Origin of the sequence: Pseudomonas sp. o96-267 (assembly GCF_003935465.1) — a bacterium.
In the GTDB taxonomy this organism is placed as follows: domain Bacteria; phylum Pseudomonadota; class Gammaproteobacteria; order Pseudomonadales; family Pseudomonadaceae; genus Aquipseudomonas; species Aquipseudomonas sediminis.
This window is the reverse complement of sequence record NZ_RHQP01000016.1, coordinates 83,444-102,871: the sequence shown is the minus strand read 5'-3', so window position 1 is coordinate 102,871 and position 19,428 is coordinate 83,444. Positions and strand designations below refer to the sequence as shown.

Genomic DNA, 19,428 nt, shown 5'->3' with positions numbered 1-19,428 from the left:
ACGGCCACCAAAGGCTTCAGCGGTTGCACGGTAGAGAACGTTTTCGATAGTCATGGCATTGATCCTTGTCGGTGAGTCAGGGATGGATTGGCTTGCTAACCTTTTGTGCGCTAACCATTTCCATGGGGCGAACTATATTGCGCAAAACATTAGCGCGCAAGATAAATGTATGGAAGATTTTGTTATAGGGATTTGATTTTCAGGAATAAGCACGGCCGGCAAGGGATGTATCCATGCCTTACGGACGACACTAGGGGGAATTTGCCCGATTCAGAGGCTGCTACAGCTCAGCATTGGTTGGGCTTGAGTGGGCGCGTATACACAGTGAGGTCGCTGGGTACGACGCACGCGGCGTTTCGCCCAAAGAGGGAAAGGGCCAGGGTTCTGCGGGAGCAGGCGATGACTGGCATCGCCAGGCGTCAGAGGGCGTCTTGCAGGTGGCCGCGTAATTCGATCAGGTCATCACGCAGCTTGCTCAACTGTTCCACACTCAACGCTGAAGCCTTGAGGATGCAGGCAGGCAATGCTTTGGCTTGTTCGTGCAGGGCGCGACCTTTGTCGGTCAGGTACAGCTGCACCACACGTTCATCCTGACTGCTGCGCTGGCGTTGCAACAGGCCTTCGCTTTCCAGGCGCTTGAGCAGAGGTGTCAATGAGCCCGGATCGGTCAGCATGCGTGCGCTGATCTCGCTGACGGTGATGCCCTCGTTTTCCCACAGCACCAGCATGGCCAGGTATTGCGGATAGGTGAGACCGAGCGCCTGCAGCAGGGGCTTGTAGGTCTTGGTCATCATCAGCGAGGTGGAATAGAGGGCGAAGCACAGCTGGTTATCCAGCATCAGCTCGGCGCAGGGTTCCACTTGGGAGGTCATGGCATTGGCCTGTGCAAGGGTGGTTGGCGTTGTCGGCAAGTGGTGCGGGCAACCCGCACCTCTGGTGACTCAGCCGCAGGATACGCGGGTGATCATTCGCTGATCATCGACGTTGAGGTTAAGGCGTTGCCCATTGTATTCCAAGGTCACCACGCTGTCGGGCGTGAGAATGCGGGCGGTGCTGGCTCCGGCTTGCTGGCGTGCCTGCTCGAGCAGTTCGGGCGTCGCGGCCTGGCCTTTGAAGTGTTCGGCAGCGGACGAGGTGCAGCTATCCGGCGTTGCGCCGCTCGGTGCGGCTGCGGAGGTCGGCTTCTCGGCGTTGCTGCTGCAGCCGACGGCGAGCAGTGCAGCGGTGAGAATCAGGCTGAAACGAGTATTGAAGTTCAACGCGTTGGGCTCCTTTTCCATAGGTGTAGCGGTCATTGCGCGCCTTCTAGGCGTGCCAGGCGTTCTTCCAGCGCTGCGATGCGCGCTTCCAGTTCGACCAGTCGATCTTCGTTAGGTGCCGCAGCCTCCCCGCGAGCAGCTGGGCGGCTCGCCAGGAGGCTCTCCAGATCGGCAGGCTCGCCGAGCAGATGCATGTAGCGATCCTCGCGCTGACCGCTTTGGCGAGGCAGCAGCAGGGCCAGCCCGCGACCGATCAGGCGCTCCAGTTGATGCTGGACTTCTGCGACATCGTCGAAGTCGTGCATGCGGTTGCTGCGCGTGAGCAGCTCGTTGAGCGTTTGCGGGCCACGCAGCATTAGCAGGCCGAGTAGCACCGTCTGTGGCTTGACCAACTCCAGATGCTTGTCGCAACGCTGTTCCCAGCGATCGGCACGGCTGCCCATCACCAGGTGCACCAGCTGGCGACCTTCGAGGCTGCGCAGGTAGCGCCCGACTTCTCCGGTTTCCAGGTTCATCAGCGGTTCGCGGCTGGTCTTCTGGTTGCAGGCCAGTTGCACGGCATTGAGCGTCAGCGGGTAGGTTTCCGGCGTGGTCAGTTGCTTTTCGATCAAGCAGCCGAGGATGCGCACCTCGACAGCGTGCAGCGGAGTTTCACCAACCAGCGGGGATGGGGTGTGCGACATGGATCGATCCTGGCAGGAAGAACCTGCCTAGGTTAACGGCATCCGCGCTCAGCTGACAGGCTTCAATGTGTGTTCGAGCATGTCCAGGCTGGCGCCGAGTACCTGCTGGCGCGTTTCCTCGCTGGCCATCATGCGTGCCAGCAGCAGGCTGCCGAGGCATTGCGCGAGAATCGTCCAGGCCAGTTGCGGGTCGCCGATGATCTCGGCCCAGGTGTTCTGCAGCTGCAGGATCTGCTGCTCGGTACACAGCCGAACGCGTTCATCGGCACGGGCGATCTCCGCGCCCAGGGCAGGCAGCACGCAACCTTTATCCGGTTGTTCGACATGCGCCAGGCTGAGATAGGCCGCCAGGCAGCGTTGCAGCTTGTCGCGCCCGGCGTCACCCGCTTCGCCGCCAAGCCGGCTCAGGCTGTTACGCAGCTCGCGTTCGATCAGTTCAGCGAACAGGTCGTCCTTGCTCGGAAAGTGGCTGTAGAAGGCCGCGCCGGTCAGACCGATGGTCTTCATCAGCGTATCCACGCCGGTCACGGCAAAACCTTGTTGCTTGGCAATCGCGCCGCTGCTGGCGAGCAGGCGCTCGCGGGTTTCGGCCTTGTGTTCGGCGGAATAACGCATGGATGACTCCGTTCTATGCTGGGTTGACCTGCCCGAAAGCATAGCATAACGTTCGTTCAGCTAACGATCGTTAGTCAATGGAGAAAGCCATGAACGAAAACAAGAAAGTCGCGTTGATCATTGGCGCCGGTGACGCCACGGGCGGAGCCATCGCCCGGCGGTTCGCCCGTGAGGGGTATGTCGCCTGCGTCACCCGTCGTAGCCTGGACAAACTGCAACCGCTGCTGGAGGAAATCCGCGGCGAGGGCGGTGAGGCGCACGGTTTCGCGTCCGATGCACGGCGTGAGGAGCAGGTGGCTGAATTGGTCGAGAACATCGAGCGTGACATCGGCCCCATCGAGGTCATGGTGTTCAATATCGGCGCCAACGTGTCCTGCAGCATCCTCGAGGAAACCGCGCGCAAGTACTTCAAGATCTGGGAAATGGCCTGCTTCTCCGGCTTCCTGACCAGTCAGGCGGTGGCCAGACGCATGGTCGGCCGCGGCCGTGGCACCATTTTGTTCACTGGCGCCACTGCGGGTTTGCGCGGTGCTGCCGGGTTTGCTGCGTTCGCCGGGGCCAAGCACGGCATCCGTGCGCTGGCGCAGAGCATGGCGCGCGAGCTGGGGCCGCTGAACATTCATGTCGCTCATGTCGTGGTGGATGGTGCCATCGATACCGCCTTCATCCGCGACAGCTTTCCCGAGCTGTACGCCAGGAAGGAGCAGGATGGCATTCTCGATCCCGAGCATATCGCCGACAGCTACTGGTTCGTGCACGCACAGCCGCGCGATGCCTGGACCTTCGAGCTGGACCTGCGGCCTTGGATGGAGCGCTGGTAGTCTGCGCAGAGCGCATAATCACAATAACGAGCGAGTGAAACTGATGAGCAAGACGGTGGAGTTCTTCTTCGATCTGGGCAGCCCTGCGTCCTACCTGGCCCATACCCAGCTACCTGATCTGTGTCGCGACGCGGGCGCTGAACTGGTCTATCGGCCAATGCTGCTCGGCGGCGTGTTCCAGGCCACCGGCAATGCCTCGCCGGCGATGATTCCGGCCAAGGGGCGCTACATGATTCGCGACCTGGCGCGCTTTGCCGAGCGCTATGGCGTGCCGATGCGCTTCAACCCGCATTTTCCGATCAATACCCTGACGCTGATGCGTTTGCTGGTGGCCGTTCAACTGCATCAGCCGGAGCGCTTCGAAGATGCCTTGCAGGCGCTGTTCCGGGCGATCTGGGTCGACGGGGTGAACATGGGCGATCCGACCACGGTGGCAGGCGTGCTGGTCGCCGCTGGTTTTGATGCGGCCGCTCTGCAGGCGCAAATCGTCGAACCGGCGGTAAAGGGCGCGCTCAAGGCGACGACCGAGGAGGCAGCCAAACGCGGTGTATTTGGTGCGCCGACCTGTTTCGTGGATGGGGAGATGTTCTTCGGCCAGGATCGTCTGGATTTCGTGCGTGAAGCATTGATCAACTGAGGCCTGGCACAATGGCCGGATCATTTTCCGGCCACTCGAGCAACCGATGAACCCCGAAGCACTGAAACTCCTGGTGACCCGCCGCATGCCCTACGGCAAGTACAAGGATCGGCTGATCGCCGATCTGCCGGGGCACTACCTCAACTGGTTCGCCCGCACGGGCTTTCCCAAGGGTGAGCTGGGCCAGCTGTTGGCGCTGATGCAGGAGATCGATCACAACGGCCTCAAACCCTTGCTCGATCCGTTGCGCGACCGTTCGTAGCCCGGATGCAATCCGGGGGCAATTGCCGATCTCTCCCGGATTCCAGCCGGGCTACGCCCCTGCGTCTGGGGTGCCCTCAATGCCAGTTGCGACCGTGATCCAGCTTCTGATCCACCAGCCATTTGCCATGGGCGATGGAGGCGTGCTGGGCCTTGTGCAGGTCATCCATGAAGGCGTAATCCACCGGTAATGGCTGGCGTTTGCTGGTATTGCCGTCGGGGTCGGTGATCTGGCATCCGCCGGCCCAGGGTGTGGGCAGGCCGGGATGCTCCATGACGCTGGCATGAATGACGTGATCGCGGTGGGTACAGGTAAGCGCGCTCATGAGGCCACCTCGTAGACCAAGGCGCCGCCCTCGGCGTCGACGCTACACCGAGGTTCCAGCCGGGAGCCGGTAGCGGCGCCGCGGGGATGAGTGGTGCGTCTGTTTCCTTACCTTAGCCCAGGTGCCGCGCTTGCGAGCGTTGCCCGACAAACGTACAGGGCCGGCATTGGCCGGCCCTGTGGGGTTGCTTCGGGCGACCCTACTCGGTGGCCTCGCGCACCTTGTCCGCATTTCTCCGTTTCGGTGCAAAACGCGCCGCCAGGCGCATCGAGACGGTCACCAGGCGCTGGTACAGTGCCGGCATGCTGCGCTGCATCCAGTCCAGGGCGTGGGCATCGGTACCGATCAGAATGCGCCGTTTGTTGGCCAGCACTCCATTGACGATGACCTTGGCCGCCTGTTCCGGCGTGGTGCGCAGCAACTGGTCATTGAACTGCTGGCGCGCCTGCTCGGCTTCCTGGCCGGTGACCTTGGCCAGGCTGTCGTTCATCCGCGCTGTCTTGGCGATGTTGGTCTTGATACCACCCGGATGCACGCAGCTGGCGGAAACCCCGCAATCGGCCATGTCCAGCTCCTGGCGCAGCGACTCGGTAAAGCCGCGCACGGCGAACTTGCTGGCGTTATAGGCGCTCATGCCGGGCTGGGAGAACAGGCCGAACACGCTGGATACATTGATCACGTGACCCTGGCCTGCCGCCTTGAGATAGGGCAGGAAGGCCTTGGTGCCGTTGACCACGCCCCAGAAGTTGATATTCATGATCCATTCATAGTCGGCGTGGTCGTTGCCTTCCACGGTGCCGCCCTGCGCCACGCCGGCATTGTTGAAGATGGCGTTGACCCGACCGAACTCGCTGATGATCTGCTCCGCCCAGGCCTCGACGGCGGCACGGTCGGCGACGTCGACGCGTTGTCCGCTGACGGTGACGCCGAGCTTGCGGGCCTGCTCGACGGTTTCCTGGAGACCTTCGACATTGACGTCGGACAGCGCCAGGCGGCAGCCCTGGCGCGCCAGGTGATAGGCGAGGGCGCGGCCGATACCGGAGCCGGCGCCGGTGATGGCGGCTACCTTGTTCTCGAAGGATTTCATGCGCTGACCTCCTGCACATCGAGGGTGAGGGCGTTGCTCTGCGCCGGGTGAGCGGCGTGCTTGCGGCTGAAGTGATAGGCGTGCGGATCGAACTGGCGCGTCAGCATGCGATAGCGCCAGGTGAAGCCCGGCCACACCGTGCAGTTGCGCCCGCTGACCGGGTGCAGGTACCAGCTCATGCACCCGCCCGAGTTCCATACAGTGCTGCCGAGGGTGCCCTGGATCTTGCGATTGAAGGCGTCCTGCGCCTCGCGCTTGGGCTCCAGGCTCTGCAGCCGGCCTTCTTCGAGCTGCTTGAGGGCACCGAGCACATAGGTGATCTGCGACTCGATCATGTAGACCATGGAGTTGTGGCCCAGGCCGGTGTTCGGCCCCATGAGGAAGAACAGATTGGGGAAGCCAGCGGTCATGGTGCCCTTGTAGGCTTCCGGGCCTTCGGGCCAGGTATCGAGCAGATCGACACCGCCGCGACCGAACACCGCGCCGCGCGGCAGCGGGTCGCTGGGGGTGAAGCCGGTGCCGAAGATGATGGCATCCACTTCACGCTCCTGACCATCGGAGGTGCGTACACCGTGCGGCAGAATTTCGGCGATTCCGTCGGTGATCACCTCGACATTGGCCTGGGTCAGCGCCGGATAGTAGTCATTGGAGATCAGCACGCGCTTGCAGCCCATGGTGTAGTCCGGGGTGACCTTGGCGCGCAGCACCGGGTCCTTGATCTGCTTCTTGATGTACAGCCTGGCGATGCCCTGGGCCATGCGTAGCAGGCGCGGGGCGAAGGCGAAGGCGATTACCCGGCTTTCGAGGATGCCGTACAGCGCGCCGCGCCAAAGCTTCTGCGCCAGCGGAAAGCGCTTGAAGCGCGTGCGTTCGCCATCGCGAATGGCGCGATCGGGCTTGGGCATGATCCACGGCGCGGTGCGCTGGTAGAGATCGAGGCGCGCCACCTGCTGCTGGATCTGCGGCACGAACTGGATCGCCGAGGCGCCGGTGCCGATCACCGCCACGCGCTTGCCGGTCAGGTCATAGTCGTGATTCCACTGCTGCGAGTGGAAGACCTCGCCGCAGAAGTGCTCCAGGCCCTTGAGCTTGGGAATCGATGGGGTGGACAGGGCGCCCATGCCGGAGACCACGAACTGCGCGCTGTAGTGGTTGCCGGCGCGGTCCTGCAGATGCCACAGCTCGGCGTGCTCGTCCCAGCGCATCTGCACCACTTCGGTCTCCAGCAAGGTTTTGTCCTGCAGGCGGTACTTTTCCCAGCAGCCCTCCAGGTAGGCCTTGATTTCCGGCTGCCTGGCGAACATTCGCGTCCAGTTCGGGTTGGGCTCGAAGGAAAAGGAGTACAAGTGCGATTGTACGTCGCAGCCGCAACCCGGGTAGTTGTTCACCCGCCAGGTGCCGCCGACGCCGGCTTCCTTTTCGAACAGCAGGAAGTCCTGCTCGCCCTGCTGCTTGAGACGGATGGCCATGCCGAGGCCGGAGAAGCCGCTGCCGAGGATGGCAATCTTGCAATGGCGGGCAGCGGTAGGGGGGGAAACGGGCGCATTCATGACCGAACTCCTGCTTGTCGTTCTTGTTGGTGTCTATATCTGTACGCCAAGTGACATCAGTTGCCGAAGCCGAGGCGCTCGCGCCAGCGGTTTTCCAGATTCTCGGTGTCGTGATCCTTGGGATGGAAGCCGGGGCGGTAGTAGTCCAGGTACGGACCGAGCAGCCTGGTGAAGAAGCCATTACGCGGGCCGAACAGCTTCTTCAGGCCGAAGCCCCAGCTGCGCCAGTTGAACAACTGACCGTCCTTGCGCAGCAGGTGAATCTGGAACCAGCCGATCACGCCGAGAAACATCACGGTGGTCAGCATCATCACCAGCGTGCGGGTGAAGTAGCCGCCGTAGACCTTCTGGTAGACGTCGTAGCACACGGCCTTGTGCTCGCTCTCTTCGATGGCGTGCCACATCCACAGTTGGTAAAGCTTCGGATCGTTCATCTGGGTGGTGAGGTCTTCGCGCTTGAGCAACTGCTCGGCCATGGTCGCGGTGAAGTGCTCCAGTGCGCAGGTGGCTGCCAGGCGTTGTTTCTTGGTACTGAAGCGAGTCGTCCACTCGAGCAATACCTTGGTGCGCAGCTCCAGGCGCTCCAAGTCGATATCATGCTTTTTGGCGTAGTCGTTGTAGGCCGCGTGCTCCTTGGAGTGCATGGCCTCCTGGCCGATGAAGGCGCTGATGTCCTTCTTCAGTTGCGGCTCGCTGACCTGGTCGCGCACGGCACGCACGCTGTCGACGAAGAACTTCTCGCCGTAGGGGAACAGCGACGACAGGTTGTTCATGAATTGGCTCATGAAGGGGTCGTCGTAGAACCAGTATTTCGGTGTCTCGCTGAAACTGAAGTCCATGCGACGCACCGGAAAGCTGGGGTTCGGCTGGGGCAGGGTGGCACTGGCGCTCATCGTTCGAGTCCTCTCATGGGGAGCGGGTGCTCCCGATTGGTTATGCGGCTCTGGGCGACACGAGCGATCGTGTCATTGAACGATGTAACTATCGGGCGTGCGGGCGCTGCGCGCCGCCAACTTAAGGCGGGTCTGATGGGCAGGTGTCAGGGGAGAGGGTACGCAACCCGCCGCGCTAGACGCGGCGGATGCGTTGATGGAGCGGTTTACGGCGCGTTACGGCGAAGCTCGGCCACTTCGCTGCGCAGTGCGCGCAGCTCGTCGAGAATCGCCTGTTCGCGAGCTGCTGCGGCCTGTTCCTCGGCATTTGGCTCGTGGGTGCTCTGCATCGCGTTGACGATAACGGCGATGAACAGGTTGAGCATCATGAATGTCGCGACGAGGATGTAGGGCACGAAGAACAGCCAGGCCAGCGGATGCTGTTCCATTACCGGGCGCACGATGCCCATCGACCAGCTTTCCAGCGTCATCACCTGGAACAGGGTGTACAGGCTGGCGCCGATGTTACCGAACCACTCGGGGAAGCTTTCACCGAACAGCTGGGTGGCCATCACCGCGGCGACATAGAACACCAGCCCCATCAGCATGACGATGCTGCCCATGCCGGGTAGCGAAGCGAGCAGCGCCTGCACCACCTTGCGCATGCTCGGATTGATCGACACCAGTCGCAGTACCCGCAGCACGCGCAAGGCACGCAGCACGGCGAAGGGGCCGCTGGCCGGTACCAGGGCAATACCGACGACGAGGCAGTCGAATACCGCCCAGGGATCGCGCAGCAGGCCGATGCCGCGGGCGGTGAAGCGCAGCGCCAGCTCGGTGACGAAGCAGGTGAGGATGAAGGTATCGAGGATCAGCAGCGGCGTACCCCAGTCGGCCATGATCGACGGTGAGGTCTGCAGGCCGAGGATGACGGCATTGATGATGATCAGCAGGGTTACCAGGCGCTGCATGGTGGCGCCGTCCATGAGGGCGCCCAGGCGCTGACGCCAGTCGCTGGATGGGTTCAGTTCGAGTTCGTGCATGGGAGTCTGATCAAGGTTATCGGTGATGCCGGGCATTGCCCGGCTGAATCAAGAACCCACTTCCGTGTCGGCCGGCTGGCAGGTGTTTCTGCTCAGTGATCGCCGAGGGCGAAGGCTGTCAGCGTGAAGGTGGGGATGTCGGCGTCCTGCAGTTTCTGCGAGCCGCCCAGCTCAGGCAGGTCGATGATCGCGGCGGCCTCGAAGACCGTCGCGCGCATGCGCCGCACCAGGTTGGCAGCAGCGATCAGGGTGCCACCGGTGGCGATCAGGTCATCGAAGATCAGCACCGAGTCGCCTTCGCAGAGACTGTCGCTGTGCACTTCGAGGAAGGCTTCGCCATATTCTGTCTGGTAGGCCTCGCTGAGTACGTCGGCGGGCAGTTTGCCCTGCTTGCGAAACAGCACCAGGGGTTTGTTCAATTCGTAGGCGATGATCGAACCGATCAGGAAACCGCGCGCGTCCATGGCGCCGATATGGCTGAACTCGGCTTCGACGTAGCGCTGGATGAAGCTGTCGGCAACCATGCGCAGGGCGCGCGGTGATTGGAACAGCGGGGTGATGTCGCGAAAGATGACGCCCGGCTTGGGGAAGTCCGGTACCGGGCGGATCAGGGTCTTGATGCTGAATTCGTCAAAGATCATCGTGGGGTCCTAATGCCTTGAGCCCGCGAAAATCGTGCGAACTCAAACGTCGAGATTGCCGCCGGCCAGAGCACACAGCTCGATTGGGTCGAGGATGTGCACTTCCTTGCCTTCGGCTTCGAGCAGCTTGTTCTGTTGGAAGCGGGTAAATACGCGAGACACCGTCTCGACCGCAAGGCCCAAATAGTTACCAATTTCGTTGCGCGACATGGCCAGGCGGAACTGGTTGGCCGAGAAGCCGCGTGCGCGGAAGCGGGCGGAGAGGTTGACCAGGAAGGTGGCGATACGTTCGTCGGCGGTCTTCTTCGACAGCAACAGCATCATCTGCTGATCGTCACGGATTTCACGGCTCATGATACGCATCAGATGACGGCGCAGTTGTGGTAGCTGCAGAGCCAGGTCGTCGAGGCGCTCGAAGGGAATCTCGCAGACCGAAGTGGTTTCCAGCGCCTGCGCGGAAACCGGATAGCGTTCGCCGTCGACGCCGGACAGGCCGACCAGCTCGCTGGGCAGATGGAAGCCGGTGATCTGTTCCTCACCGCCATCGCTCAGGCTGAAGGTCTTCAGCGCACCGGAGCGCACGGCGAACACGGAACCGAAGGTGTCGCCCTGACGGAACAGGAACTCGCCTTTTTTCAGCGGGCGGCCGCGCTTGACGATGTCGTCGAGCGCGTCCATGTCCTCCAGGTTCAGGGAAATGGGCAGGCACAGGCTTGCCAGGCTGCAATCCTTGCAATGGGCTTGATGCTGCGTACGCAGCTTGATGCTCTCGGACATCGTTGGGTTTCCCAGATATACACGCAATGTTCGTAAGGGTACCGCAGGGCTCGGGTGTCAGCCAGTCATATAAAGGCTGACCGAGCGCTCAAGTTTAGCCCTGGGGTGCCGATTAGACTGTAGAACCATAGTCCAACGCAGGGAGCATTGCGATGCGCATATCATCCAGCGGGCCGCTGAATAATCTGGTCCAGGGTGTTCAGCGACAATTAACCGCAGTCGAGAAGACCCCGGAGGAGATGCGCGAGGGGCTGCGTGTGAGCCTGTCCGAGTTGGGCAAGAGCATGTCGGCCAAGTCCGACAAGAACGAGGACATCGACAACAGCGATCTGCCCAAGGCGATCAAGGATCTGCTCAAGATGATCCGCGAGCTACGTGCGCAGATCGCCGAGAAACAGGCACAGATCGACGCGATCATGAGTGATCAGAGCCTGGATGCCGAGGCCAAGCGTCAGCAGATCGAGGGGCTGCAGACCGAGCTCGCTTCGCTCAACAGCGCACTGACGACGGCCAACGCCAACCTGATCAAGCTGATGCGTGAGAATGGTCTTTCCAGCGAGCAGATGCAGGCCGCCACCACGTTGGCGATGAGTTGAGGCAGTGCCCCGTGACGACGTGCATCCGTCACGGGGCGGACCTGTTCAGATCACCCGCGAGAAGCGCTGGCGCACCTGGTCGTTGAGATAGCGGTCGAACAGCATGCACAGCGAGCGCACCAGCAGGCGTCCGGCCGGCCGCACCTGAATCCCTTCTGCACTCAGTTCGATCAGCCCATCGCGGTGGAGCTGCTCAAGCTCTGGCCAGAGCGCCTCGAAGTAATCACGGAATACCACGTCGTGGGCCTGTTCGATGTCGGCGAAGCGTAGTTCGAAGTGGCAGATCAACTGCTGGATAACGGCGCGGCGCAGGCGGTCGTCGGCATTGCAGTGCAGGCCGCGGCGCGTCGCCAGCTGGCCGTTGCCCAGGGTTTGCTGATAGCTGGCGATATCGCTGTCGTTCTGGCTGTACAGGTCGCCGATCTGGCTGATGGCAGAGACGCCCAGGCCGATCAGGTCGCAATGGCCATGGGTGGTATAGCCCTGGAAGTTGCGTTGCAGCGTGCCTTCCTCCTGGGCGATGGCCAGCTCGTCATCGGGCAGGGCGAAGTGGTCCATGCCGATATAGCGATACCCGGCGCGCGTCAGTTGCTCGATGCTGTTCTGCAGCATGGCCAGTTTGTCTGCCGGACTCGGCAGATCGTCGGAACTGATGCGGCGTTGCGGCATGAAACGTTCCGGCAGGTGCGCGTAGTTGAACAGCGACAGGCGATCCGGCTGCAGGGCGATGACCTCGGCCACGGTGCGGGCGAAGCGTTCCGGCGTCTGCTTGGGCAGGCCGTAGATCAGGTCGATGTTCACCGAACGGAACTGCAGGGTGCGCGCTGCCTCGACGATGGCGCGGGTTTCCTCCAGGGTCTGCAGGCGGTTGACCGCGCGCTGCACCTCGGGGTCGAGATCCTGCACGCCGAGGCTGACGCGGTTGAAACCCAGTTCGCGCAGCAGGCCCATGGTCGACCAGTCGGCCTCGCGCGGGTCGATCTCGATGCTGTAGTCGCCGGAGTCGTCATCCAGCAGGTTGAAGTGCTGGCGCAGGTGCTGCATCAGACGGCGCAGTTCGTCGTGGCTGAGGAAGGTCGGTGTGCCGCCACCAAAGTGCAACTGCTCGATCGGCTGGGTCCTGTCGACGTAGCGACTGATGATCTCGATTTCCCGTTCGAGCTTTTCCAGATAGGGCAGGGCGCGACCACGGTCCTTGGTGATGACCTTGTTGCAGGCGCAGTAGTAGCAGATGTGTGCGCAGAACGGCACGTGCACGTAGAGCGACAGCGGGCGTCCGGCCTTGCGGCTGTCGCGTAGCGCATGCAGCAGGTCGAACGGGCCGATATCGTCGTGGAACTGTACGGCGGTCGGGTAGGAGGTGTAGCGCGGGCCGGCGAGATCGTAACGGCGGATCAGGTCGGCATCCCACTGGATGGTGTCGAGCATGGGAAATAATCCTGGACAGGCTGTGTGGCCAGTCTAGGGATGCGCGTGGGTGGCGGCCTTGACATGAATCAAGGGCGCGTGGGGCATCGGATACGTTATCGCTGCGTAGCCCGGATGCAATCCGGGGAAACCTGCAGAGCATCCCCGGATTGCATCCGGGCTAGGTGTCAGTGGCCCATCAGCCAGTGCTGGTGGGAACCAGGCAGGGTCCAGATGCCGAACAGGATGACCAGCAGGCCGCCTGCCATGCGAATGCCGCGCTTGCGCAGCAGCGCGGTGATGCGCTCAGCGGCCAGCCCGGTGGCCAGCAGCACCGGCCAGGTACCCAGGCCGAATGCCAGCATCAGCAGGGCGCTGTTGACCGCATTGCCCTGGCTGGAAGCCCACAGCAGCGTGCTGTAGACCAGCCCGCACGGCAGCCAGCCCCAGAGACCGCCTAGCACCACTGCCTTCGGGACGCTTGTGACCGGCATAAAGCGCCGCGTCAGCGGCTGGATATGCCGCCACAAACCGCGGCCCAGCGCTTCGATACGCGTCAGCCCGCTCCACCAGCCAGCCAGATACAGACCCATGGCGATCAGCAGCAGCGCCGCCAGCGTGCGCATGACCACCTCGGCTTTACTGCCGGCAATGGCCCAGCCGGCCAGGCCGAGGAGCAAGCCTGCCAGGCTATAGCTGAGAATGCGCCCGAGGTTGTAGGCCAGCAGCAGTTGCAGACGCCTGCCGCGTTGCTCGGGCGGAATCGCCAGGGTCAGCGCGCCCATCAGGCCGCCGCACATGCCCAGGCAATGGCCGCCACCGAGCAGGCCGAGAATCAGCGCCGACACCAGCAGCGGTGCCAGTTCAAGCATCAGGTTTGCCCGACTTGCTGTGCTCCTCGGCCTGCTCGATGCCGGCCTTGTGCAGCGGATCTTCGTCGTCGAACAGAATGCTGTGTGCAGGGCCGTCGAGATCGTCGTACTGACCGCTGTCCACCGCCCAGAAGAACAGCCAGATGGCGAAGCCGACCAGGCCGATGGCAACGGGGATCAGAATATAGAGGGCGGACATGCGGTCTCCGTGGTTGCGTCTGGGTAGAAGCGAGCTCTGCTCGCGAGCAGAGCTCGCTCCTAGATGTTCGGGCTACGCTTGCTTGCAGCTTATCTGCTCAGGCGCAGCGCGTTGAGCACCACCAGTAGCGAGCTGAGCGACATGCCCACGGCGGCCCAGATCGGGGTGATCCAGCCCAGAGCGGCGAAGGGCAGTACCAGGCCATTGTACAGCGTCGCCCAGGCCAGGTTCTCGATGATGATGCGGCGCGTGCGCTTGGCCAGTTTCAGGCCATCGACCAGGCTGCCCAGACGATTCGACAGCAACACGGCGTCGGCGCTGGTTTTCGCCAGGTCGGACGCCGAACCCATGGCCACGCTGATGTCGGCAGCGGCCAGTACCGGTACGTCGTTGACGCCATCGCCGAGCATCAGCACGCGACGCCCTTCGCCGTGCAACTGCTTGAGCACCGTCAGTTTGGCATCCGGGGTCAGTCCACCCCGGGCGTCGTCTATGCCCAACTGGCGGGCGACTTCGCCCACCATCGGCGAGCTGTCGCCGGAAAGCAGGTGAATGTTCCAGCCCCGCGCGCGCGCTGCGGCGATCAGATCTGGCGCGTCTTCGCGCAGGCGATCGTCGAGGACGAACCAGGCCAGTGGCCCCTGCTCATCGCCCAGCAGCAGCCATTGGCCGTGCTCGCTGGCAATCGGTGGCACGGGCTGGCCGCTCAGGGTGCAGACGAAGCTGGCCTCGCCAATGCGTAGCAGGCGGCCATCGACGCTACCCTGCAGGCCCTGGCCAGGATGACTGTCGACGGATTGCGCAGCGCGAGGTGCCTGACTGAACGCACGGGCAATGGGGTGCTCCGAGCGGTTCTCCAGCGCGGCGGCCAGCGCCAGGCAACTGCCTTCGTCAAGATCGCGCAGCGGGTGGATGGCCTTGAGCGTCAGGCGGCCTTCGGTCAGCGTGCCGGTCTTGTCCAGCACCAGGGTGTCGATCTGGTTGAGACCCTCGAGTACATGGCCGCGCGTCAACAGCATGCCCAGCTTGTGCAGGGTGCCGGTGGCGGTGGTCAACGCGGTTGGGGTGGCCAGTGCCAGGGCGCAGGGGCAGGTAGCCACGAGCAGGGCGAGCACGACCCAGAAGGCGCGACTGGAATCGATTTCCCACCAGGCGAAACCGACCACGGCAGCGGCGATCAGGATGAACAGCAGGAACCACTGCGACACGCGGTCGGCGATTTCCGCCAGGCGCGGCTTCTCGCTTTGCGCGCGATCCAGCAGGCGCACGATGGCCGACAGGCGAGTGGCATCACCGAGGGCCTGCACTTCGACGGTCAGTGGGCCTTCGACATTCAGTGTGCCAGCAGTGACGCTGTCGCCGATGCCGCGTGCCAGCGGCAGGTATTCGCCAGTGAGCAATGACTCATCGACGCTGGATTGGCCGGCAAGGATGCGCCCGTCGGCTGGAATCAGCGAGCCGGGCTGCACCAGCACCTGCTCACCTTCTCGTAATTCGCTGAGCAGGATGCGCTGGCTCTGGCCATCGGCGTCCAGGCGCAGACAGGAGGCCGGCAACAGCTTGACCAGCTGCGAGGTAGCAGCGGCGGTGCGTTCTCGCGCACGGCGCTCCAGATAGCGGCCGGCGAGCAGGAACAGCGCGAACATGCCTACGGCATCGAAATACAGTTCGCCCTGGCCGGTGATGGTCGACCAGATGCCGGCGACGTCGGCGCCGCCGATGGCCAGCGAGACCGAGACGTCCATGGTCAGGTGACGGGTGCGCAGGTCGCGCAGGGCGCCACGGAAGAACTGCCCGCAGCAGTAGAAGACGATGGGGGTGGTGAGGAACAGGCTGGTCCAGCGCAGGATCTTGTCCAGCTCGGGGGACAGGTCGATGTTGAATTCCGGCCAGGTGGCCATGGTCGCCATCATCACCTGCATCCACAGCAGGCCGGCCACGCCCAGCTCGCGCATGCGTCGGCGATTTTCTGCGGCCATGCGCTCGGCGGCCTCGTCGGCGCGCCAGGGGTGCGCGGCGTAGCCGATGCGGCGCAGTTCGGCGAGCAGCTTGCTCAGCGCGATCTGGCTGTCCTGCCAACGCACCTGCAGGCGGTGATTGGACAGGTTCAAGTGCGCTTCTGCCACGCCCGGTACGCCGCGCAGATGCTTTTCGATCAGCCAGCCGCAGGCGGCGCAGCTGATGCCTTCGATCAACAACTGGGTTTCGCTCAGTTCGCCCTCGTGCTGGACGAAGGGTTGCTGCACATCACTGCGGTCGTACAGCGCCAGTTCGTCAGGCAGTGCGGCGGGCAGTGCCTGCGGGTTGGCGGCGTTCTCGCTGCGGTGGCTGTAGTAATGCTCCAGGCCGCCGGCGACGATGGCTTCGGCCACGGCCTGGCAGCCGGGGCAGCACATTTCGCGGGTCTGGCCGAGCACGTCGGCACGGAACTGGCTGCCGGCGGGCACCGGCAGGCCGCAGTGATAGCAGGGAGTGGGGGTGGGCATCGGCTGGGTCAGTAGGAGGGGTTGTCACCGATCATGATGGTCTGGCCACCGGTGATGTTTTCTTCCTCGAACAGGCGCCAGTTCTGGCTGCCTTCCTGGCCGAGCAACTCGACGAAGCGGCGACCGCTGACTTCATCGACCATCTGTCCACGGTACTGGCCGTCAGCCGCCGGTTGCAGGATCACGCGGCGGTCGCGCTCCGGCTGGGTCGGCGAGATCAGGTTGAGGACGATCTGCTGCGGTTTGCTATTGCCCTCCAGCAACAGGGTGGCGACGCCGGTGGTGTTGTCCAGCACCAGCTCGCCATGCAGTTGCAGGCGCTCGGCCAGCTTCTCGCGTTCCAGTGACTGGTTGATGCCCTTGCCGACGTCGTAGTAGTCGTCGGAGATCAGCCCTGGCGGATTCTTGGTGGCGATGGTGAGCAGGGTCAGGCCCTGCACCACCGAGTAGCCCAACAGGAACAGGATGAACCAGGGCCAGAACTGCTTGTACCAGGGTTTGACTGGCGATGGGGTTTGCTCGGACATGTCGTTTCCGTTGTCAGCGGACGCTTGGGCCGATGAAGCGGCTGTCGGCGTCGTTCTTGATACTGGGGTCATCCGCGGATTGTACGTGGAAGACGATGTTGTTGGCGCTCGACGGCAGCTTCTCCGGTGCGATGGACAGCTCGACCGGGAAGGAATACACCTCGCCAGCCAGGGCCCGCACTTCGCGCTTGCCTTCGTAGACCAGGCCGTCGAGACCGTCGGCGGTGATCACGTAGGTCATGTCACGCTGCGCCTTGTTCATGATCTTCAGGGTGTAGACGTTCTCGATGTGGCCGCGCTCGTTCTCACGAAACAGCACGCGGTCCTTGAGCACGTCCAGCTCCACCAGCGGGCGATTGGCCACGGCCCAGGCGAACAGGCCGATCATGGCGACCAGCGCGACAGCGTACCCGATCAGGCGCGGGCGCAGCAGGTGGGTCTTGCGGCCAGACAGGTTGTGTTCAGTGGTGTAGCTGATCAGCCCCTTGGGGTAGTTCATCTTGTCCATGATGTCGTCGCAGGCGTCGATGCAGGCGGCGCAGCCGATGCACTCGATCTGCAAGCCATCGCGGATGTCGATGCCGGTGGGGCAGACCTGTACGCACATCTTGCAGTCGATACAGTCGCCGAGACCCTGCGCCTTGTAGTCGGCGTCCTTCTTGCGCGGTCCGCGTGATTCGCCGCGGCGCGGGTCGTAGGAAACGATCAGGGTGTCCTGGTCAAACATCACGCTCTGAAAGCGCGCATAGGGGCACATATAGATGCACACCTGCTCGCGCAGGTAGCCAGCGTTGCCATAGGTGGCGAGGGTGAAGAAGCCGATCCAGAAATAGGCCCAACCGCTGGCTTCACCGGTGAATATCTCGATGACCAGGTCGCGAATCGGCGTGAAGTAGCCGACGAAGGTGATCGCAGTCAGCAGCGACACACCTATCCAGATGCCGTGCTTGGCCGCCTTGCGTCCCAGTTTCTTGCCGCTTATGGGTTGTTTGTCCAGCTTCATGCGCTGGTTGCGGTCACCCTCGGTGACCTTCTCCGCCCACATGAATACCCAGGTGAAGACACTCTGTGGGCAGGTATAACCGCACCAGACGCGACCGGCGAACACGGTGATGAAGAACAGGCCGAAGGCGCAGATGATCAGCAGCCACGACAGCAGCATGAAGTCCTGCGGCCAGTAGGTGGCACTGAAAATGTGGAACTTGCGTTCGGGGAGGTTCCACCAGACCGCTTGACGGCCGTTCCAGCTCAGCCACACCGTGCCGAAGAACAGCAGGAAGAGGAGGGCGCCGCCAGCGAGTCGCAGATTACGAAACAGGCCAGTGAACGCGCGGGTATAGATCTTTTCACGGCTGGCGTAGAGATCGACGCTGGCGTTCTTGGCAGAAGGAGGGGTGACGTCCTGGACGGGAATCTGTTCGCTCATCAATGCATACCAAAGCGGTTGAGTGGCAGCCCGGGCCGATACGTGCCGGTCAGGGTCAATTCACGGTAGCTATATGGTACGCCTGAAAGACAACGCCCGGGTGCGACCAGCGGTCGCGACCCGGGCGTTCATTGACCCTTGTCAAAAGAGTCGTTATGCGATTACTGCTCTTGTGCCTTGTGCGACAGGCTGTACACGTAGGCAGCCAGCAGGTGCACCTTGTCATTGCCGAGGAATTCTTCCTGGGCCGGCATGTTGCCGTGACGACCGTAGCGGATGCTCTGCTGCAGTTGTGCGTAGCTGCTGCCGTAGATGAACGCAGCCGGGTTGGTCAGGTTCGGCGCGCCCATGACGGCCATGCCCTTACCGTCTGCGCCATGGCAGGCGAAGCAGGTGCCGGCGAAGACCTTCTGGCCCGCTTCGATATCGGCTTCCACGCCTTCCGGCAGTTCGCGACCAGCCAGCTCGGTCAGCACGTAGGCGGCGACGTTGCGTACGCCGTCTTCGCCAATGGCCGGGCCTTGAGCCGGCATGGCACCCTGACGACCCTTGAGAATGGTGGTCTTGATGGTTTCCGGCTCGCCGCCCCAGCGCCATTCGTTGTCGGTCAGGTTGGGGAAGCCGTAGCTGCCCTTGGCGTCGGAGCCGTGGCAGACCGAGCAGTTGGAAGCGAACAGACGACCACCCATTTTCAGGGCTTGCTCGTCCTTGGCCACTTCCTCGATCGGCATGGCGGCGTATTTGGCGAACAGCGGACCGTACTGCTCATCGGCGCGCGCCATTTCCTTTTCCCACTGGTGCACACCGGTCCAGCCGGTGTGACGCATGGAGCCGTCAGCGATCTGTACACCAGCAGCGAAAGGCGTTTCCTTCTCGCTGTCGACGTAGTCGTAGCCCGGCAGCAGGCCTTTCCAGTTACCCAGGCCCGGGTACAGGGCGAGGTAGCCAAGGGCGAAGATGATGGTCGCGACGAACAGCATGAACCACCACTTCGGCAGCGGGTTGTCATACTCCTCGATGCCGTCGAAGCTGTGGCCGACGGTCTCTTCGGTGGTTTCCTGGCGCTGGCCCTTGCGGGTGCCGAAGATCAGCCAGGTCAGGGCGAAGATGGTGCCCAGAGACAGAATGGTTACGTACCAACTCCAGAACGTGGTCATTGGTTATTGCTCCTGGAAGAGTCTTGATCGCGCTTGGACTCGGGCTTGGGATCGTCGGCGAAGGGCAGGTTGGCTGCTTCGTCGAAGCTCGATTTGCGCTTGCTGCTGTAGGCCCAGAGCACCACGCCAATGAAGGCGATGAAAACGACCGCCGTGCCGATGCCGCGAATTATCCCGATGTCCATA

Annotated in this window: 23 protein-coding genes; 4 read left to right on the top strand and 19 right to left on the bottom strand. The window is 62.8% G+C overall.

What is annotated here, in order from left to right; all coding sequences use genetic code 11:
- Window positions 1–419 precede the first annotated feature (419 nt).
- From EGJ86_RS13200 to EGJ86_RS13185, 4 genes are all read right to left on the bottom strand, one after another.
- The gene (locus EGJ86_RS13200; protein WP_099523645.1) at window positions 420–872 is read right to left on the bottom strand and encodes a MarR family winged helix-turn-helix transcriptional regulator; all 453 of its coding nucleotides are present in this window, start codon (window positions 870–872) and stop codon (window positions 420–422) included.
- 69 nt (window positions 873–941) lie between these two features.
- Complete coding sequence (locus EGJ86_RS13195; RefSeq protein WP_177432834.1) at window positions 942–1,280, bottom strand: I78 family peptidase inhibitor; 339 nt, start codon at window positions 1,278–1,280, stop codon at window positions 942–944.
- Window positions 1,281–1,291: 11 nt separating this feature from the next.
- Window positions 1,292–1,942, bottom strand: a complete 651-nt coding sequence (locus EGJ86_RS13190; protein ID WP_106732093.1) for a YceH family protein — start codon at window positions 1,940–1,942, stop codon at window positions 1,292–1,294.
- Window positions 1,943–1,990: 48 nt separating this feature from the next.
- The gene (locus tag EGJ86_RS13185) at window positions 1,991–2,557 is read right to left on the bottom strand and encodes a TetR/AcrR family transcriptional regulator (RefSeq protein WP_125835385.1); all 567 of its coding nucleotides are present in this window, start codon (window positions 2,555–2,557) and stop codon (window positions 1,991–1,993) included.
- Between the two features lie 89 nt (window positions 2,558–2,646).
- On the opposite strand from EGJ86_RS13185, the gene EGJ86_RS13180 reads away from it, so the two are divergent.
- The 3 genes from EGJ86_RS13180 to EGJ86_RS13170 are packed head-to-tail and all read left to right on the top strand — an operon-like array spanning window position 2,647 to window position 4,277.
- Window positions 2,647–3,378 carry an SDR family oxidoreductase gene (locus EGJ86_RS13180; protein ID WP_125835384.1) on the top strand — a complete coding sequence of 244 codons (732 nt, stop codon included), beginning with the start codon at window positions 2,647–2,649 and terminating at the stop codon, window positions 3,376–3,378.
- Window positions 3,379–3,421: 43 nt separating this feature from the next.
- Entirely contained in the window at window positions 3,422–4,015 is a 594-nt protein-coding gene (locus EGJ86_RS13175) for a 2-hydroxychromene-2-carboxylate isomerase (RefSeq protein ID WP_125835383.1), read from the top strand.
- 46 nt (window positions 4,016–4,061) lie between these two features.
- Window positions 4,062–4,277 carry a DUF3820 family protein gene (locus EGJ86_RS13170; protein ID WP_003243834.1) on the top strand — a complete coding sequence of 72 codons (216 nt, stop codon included), beginning with the start codon at window positions 4,062–4,064 and terminating at the stop codon, window positions 4,275–4,277.
- Window positions 4,278–4,353: 76 nt separating this feature from the next.
- Here the strand turns inward: EGJ86_RS13170 and EGJ86_RS13165 are convergent, their stop codons facing one another.
- The 7 genes from EGJ86_RS13165 to fnr form a co-directional block, all read right to left on the bottom strand.
- Window positions 4,354–4,602: a hypothetical protein gene (locus tag EGJ86_RS13165; protein WP_125835382.1), complete on the bottom strand. Its 249-nt coding sequence runs from the start codon at window positions 4,600–4,602 to the stop codon at window positions 4,354–4,356.
- 199 nt (window positions 4,603–4,801) lie between these two features.
- The gene (locus EGJ86_RS13160) at window positions 4,802–5,689 is read right to left on the bottom strand and encodes an SDR family oxidoreductase (RefSeq protein ID WP_125835381.1); all 888 of its coding nucleotides are present in this window, start codon (window positions 5,687–5,689) and stop codon (window positions 4,802–4,804) included.
- The gene (locus EGJ86_RS13155) at window positions 5,686–7,239 is read right to left on the bottom strand and encodes an NAD(P)/FAD-dependent oxidoreductase (RefSeq protein WP_125835380.1); all 1,554 of its coding nucleotides are present in this window, start codon (window positions 7,237–7,239) and stop codon (window positions 5,686–5,688) included. Before EGJ86_RS13155 ends, EGJ86_RS13160 begins: the two co-directional genes overlap by 4 nt.
- 56 nt (window positions 7,240–7,295) lie before the next feature.
- Entirely contained in the window at window positions 7,296–8,132 is an 837-nt protein-coding gene (locus EGJ86_RS13150) for a metal-dependent hydrolase (protein WP_125835379.1), read from the bottom strand.
- 206 nt (window positions 8,133–8,338) lie between these two features.
- The gene (locus EGJ86_RS13145; protein ID WP_125835378.1) at window positions 8,339–9,154 is read right to left on the bottom strand and encodes an ion transporter; all 816 of its coding nucleotides are present in this window, start codon (window positions 9,152–9,154) and stop codon (window positions 8,339–8,341) included.
- Between the two features lie 92 nt (window positions 9,155–9,246).
- Window positions 9,247–9,795, bottom strand: coding sequence for an adenine phosphoribosyltransferase (locus EGJ86_RS13140; protein WP_074678877.1), 549 nt, complete (start codon window positions 9,793–9,795; stop codon window positions 9,247–9,249).
- 42 nt (window positions 9,796–9,837) lie between these two features.
- Window positions 9,838–10,572, bottom strand: coding sequence for a fumarate/nitrate reduction transcriptional regulator Fnr (gene fnr / locus EGJ86_RS13135; protein ID WP_125835377.1), 735 nt, complete (start codon window positions 10,570–10,572; stop codon window positions 9,838–9,840).
- A gap of 152 nt (window positions 10,573–10,724) precedes the next feature.
- Between fnr and EGJ86_RS13130 the strand changes: the two genes are divergently transcribed.
- A complete protein-coding gene (locus tag EGJ86_RS13130; RefSeq protein WP_125835376.1) occupies window positions 10,725–11,168 on the top strand; it encodes a hypothetical protein in 444 nt (147 codons plus the stop codon).
- Window positions 11,169–11,213: 45 nt separating this feature from the next.
- On the opposite strand, the gene hemN is transcribed toward EGJ86_RS13130, so the two are convergent.
- From hemN to EGJ86_RS13090, 8 genes are all read right to left on the bottom strand, one after another.
- Entirely contained in the window at window positions 11,214–12,596 is a 1,383-nt protein-coding gene (gene hemN, locus EGJ86_RS13125; RefSeq protein ID WP_125835375.1) for an oxygen-independent coproporphyrinogen III oxidase, read from the bottom strand.
- 167 nt (window positions 12,597–12,763) lie between these two features.
- A complete protein-coding gene (locus EGJ86_RS13120; RefSeq protein ID WP_125835374.1) occupies window positions 12,764–13,447 on the bottom strand; it encodes a sulfite exporter TauE/SafE family protein in 684 nt (227 codons plus the stop codon).
- A complete protein-coding gene (gene ccoS / locus EGJ86_RS13115) occupies window positions 13,440–13,646 on the bottom strand; it encodes a cbb3-type cytochrome oxidase assembly protein CcoS (RefSeq protein ID WP_125835373.1) in 207 nt (68 codons plus the stop codon). The genes EGJ86_RS13120 and ccoS overlap by 8 nt, the downstream gene beginning before the upstream one ends.
- Window positions 13,647–13,735: 89 nt before the next feature.
- Window positions 13,736–16,132: a heavy metal translocating P-type ATPase gene (locus tag EGJ86_RS13110; RefSeq protein WP_125835372.1), complete on the bottom strand. Its 2,397-nt coding sequence runs from the start codon at window positions 16,130–16,132 to the stop codon at window positions 13,736–13,738.
- Between the two features lie 8 nt (window positions 16,133–16,140).
- A complete protein-coding gene (locus EGJ86_RS13105; RefSeq protein WP_125835371.1) occupies window positions 16,141–16,659 on the bottom strand; it encodes a FixH family protein in 519 nt (172 codons plus the stop codon).
- 13 nt (window positions 16,660–16,672) lie between these two features.
- On the bottom strand, window positions 16,673–18,085 hold the full coding sequence (gene ccoG / locus EGJ86_RS13100) for a cytochrome c oxidase accessory protein CcoG (RefSeq protein WP_074678861.1): 1,413 nt from the start codon (window positions 18,083–18,085) through the stop codon (window positions 16,673–16,675).
- 161 nt (window positions 18,086–18,246) lie between these two features.
- A complete protein-coding gene (gene ccoP, locus EGJ86_RS13095; protein ID WP_125835370.1) occupies window positions 18,247–19,242 on the bottom strand; it encodes a cytochrome-c oxidase, cbb3-type subunit III in 996 nt (331 codons plus the stop codon).
- Window positions 19,239–19,427 carry a cbb3-type cytochrome c oxidase subunit 3 gene (locus EGJ86_RS13090; RefSeq protein WP_099523682.1) on the bottom strand — a complete coding sequence of 63 codons (189 nt, stop codon included), beginning with the start codon at window positions 19,425–19,427 and terminating at the stop codon, window positions 19,239–19,241. Before EGJ86_RS13090 ends, ccoP begins: the two co-directional genes overlap by 4 nt.
- Between the last annotated feature and the right edge of the window lies 1 nt (window position 19,428).